Raw genomic sequence first — 2,650 nt, 5'->3', positions numbered from 1 at the left:
ATGCTCAGGTTTAGATAACTTTGAGCAGGTTTGAGCAAGTTTTTAGGAGCGGTTACGGCAGAGACAATAACAGTCCCAACCTACGTCCGCGAGATTAACGGCATCCGTTCAGTATTACCCCGTGCAGGATTGGCTAATACTCTCCTGCGTCGATGTAAATTATCGGATCCATCCACGGAAAGACTGTCCCCCCTGCCTTTGGCTGACAGAGGCTCGTAATGGTTGCCCGCAGCCCTGGACGATGCTCTGTGGCAATAATAGCGGTAGATGCACAAACCAACTCCGACCAGCACAAAGAGCATTCCACCCAAGGCAATACCGGCTATGGCCGCGTTACTCAGGCCCGACGTCGATGGGCTACTCTTGCTGGAGGTGGGTGGGATTATTGTTGCGGTAGCAGGGCATAACCTGAATTGGCGGGTATTATTTCTGATCAGTGCCGCAAAATCATCGCCAGGTCGGCAATTCGGTGTCAGCAGTCGATGGTCAATACCTGCACATAAGTTATCCTGTCTGGAACGACAACCGTGGTTGGTATTGTTCTGCCGGTGACCATTAATACGGACATTACAGATATCGGGGTTACGCCCACCCCTGACAGCAGCTTTTGAATTTTCACCCAGGCTATCGACCTGGCAGTTTATCGCCGTGGTGCTGACAATGGTGCCACCAGAATCAACATCCCCCGCCCCGATACCAGCCGTTGCATCCTTGCCTGAGGTTATCACTGTACAATTCAACGCGGTGGTGTCGGCAATTGTTTCAGATACCGTACTGTGTCTGACCAGGCCCGCGCCGATGCCTGCGCCTCCGCCATGACCAGAGGATATCACATTACAGTTCACGGCTGTGGTCTTGGCAACAGTGACCAGATCATATTGAACCCGCCCTGCGCCGATGCCTGCCCTGCCACCTTTACCGGAGGTTGCTACTGTACAGTTCACCGCTGTCGTGTCGGCAACCGCGCCGCCAAAAGAAGCTCTGCCCACGCCGATACCTGCATCTCCATTCTCGCCGGAGGTTACCACTTGGCAGTTCACCGCGGTGGTGTCAGCAACCGTGTCAAAGGCACGAGCCGTACCCGCGCCAATGCCAGCCGAGCCAGTGCCAATATATCCTGTTATATCTGCACCAGCGTTTTCCACCTGACAATTCACCGCCGTGGTGTTGGTAACCCTGCCGGTATGATGATCAAGCCACCCTGCGCCAATGCCTGCCCCTCCCGTGAGAGTTGCCACTTTACAGTTCACTGCTGTGGTATTGGCAAGCGCTCCTCTATTGAGGTTCCCCACGGCAATGCCTGCCGATCCACCATCGGGGGTTACCACTTTACAGTTCACTGCTGTGGTGTTGGCAATTATGCCATTATCATCAAGGTACCCTGCGCCAATGCCTGCTACCCCTCCAGCCCAGCTGGAGGCTGCCACTGTGCAGTTCACCGCTGTGGTGTTGGCAACCTTGCCTCCTATAAGCCTGCCCGCAACAATGCCTGCTTTAGCGCCGTATCTGGAGCCCGAGGCTGTCACATTGCAGTTCACTGCCATGGTATTAGCGACCGTTCCACTGACATCCCCACCGGCAATCCCCCCATGGGCATCTTTACCCAAGGCCACTATCCGGGCATTGTCAGCACAAATATTACTGACTGTGGCTTGGTCTGAAATTTTACAGGCCACCACCCCGACCGGGCCTGTGGACGTTATATTGGCATCAGTAAAGTACAGGCTATCCACACGGCCCTCATCGGCCAAGGTTTTCAACAGGCAATTTCTGAGATTACCAATGGTGGTTCCTTTTTCGCCATGGATGATGCCAGTAAATGGATGAGTGTCATTACCAATGGGCTGGCGCAATTGGCCACCATCAATATACGCAACAGCTAACCGGTAATTGCCATTGAGTGGATAGTTCGGATCATGGCCAATCTTACCCAGGGTTTCGGCATCCGCCACCGCAATCCACGGGTCGCTGTTACGGTTGGCTGGTGCTGCCATGCCAGCAGTGGCAAGACCGGACAGCACCCCCAGCACCACCGCTGTGCCAGGCAGCTGACCAGCGAGCAGTGCTGAGCTGGCCGTTTTACGATGCTGCAGCGATAAGTCCTGTTTTGTGTCTTCATTGTTGTCATTTATCAGGGTTCCATCCCGGGTATTGTCCGGTAAAAACAGTTCTACCCCAGGCTCCCCGGATACATTCGAACGGCCCCATCGTCCCTGTGGCTCTGTAGTCAGTGTTGTTGCAAATCGTGAGTCGCTGGCAGTGCCGCCCCTGGGCACGGTCGGTGGCTGTATCAATATGACTACCTCATAATGGCATTGATTATTGTGCGGTTTATCTGCTTTCCAACAGAGCAAAAAAAATTCCCCAGAGGGAAACGCCTGAGATGGCTTGTTAAAGAAAAGCTTAATAGAAGGAAATAATAGATAGGCTTATAGCATGAGCAATAATGATTTGAATTATATCCATGATTTTTTAGTCCAACAGCTGGCATTCGTTCACTTGTCCCAGCCATTTTGCCTTGCTTGCCTTACATTTGAGAGCCTTGATTCAGTTGTCTGGTATAGAGACAGTGGTGAAATGATAGCTGGATGTTGGCTAGGAGGCTGTCCGAGAATAGCGCCCGTAGCGAGGATGGCAGAAAATTGAGGAT

Annotated in this window: 1 protein-coding gene; it reads right to left on the bottom strand. The window is 52.9% G+C overall.

Annotated features, from left to right (window positions below):
- Window positions 1-80 precede the first annotated feature (80 nt).
- Window positions 81-2,294, bottom strand: coding sequence for a hypothetical protein (locus tag KDK15_RS03475; protein WP_257293973.1), 2,214 nt, complete (start codon window positions 2,292-2,294; stop codon window positions 81-83).
- Window positions 2,295-2,650: the final 356 nt, after the last annotated feature.

Source organism: Endozoicomonas sp. YOMI1, assembly GCF_024606345.1.
GTDB lineage: Bacteria > Pseudomonadota > Gammaproteobacteria > Pseudomonadales > Endozoicomonadaceae > Endozoicomonas.
This window is presented reverse-complemented; position numbering and strand designations above follow the sequence as displayed.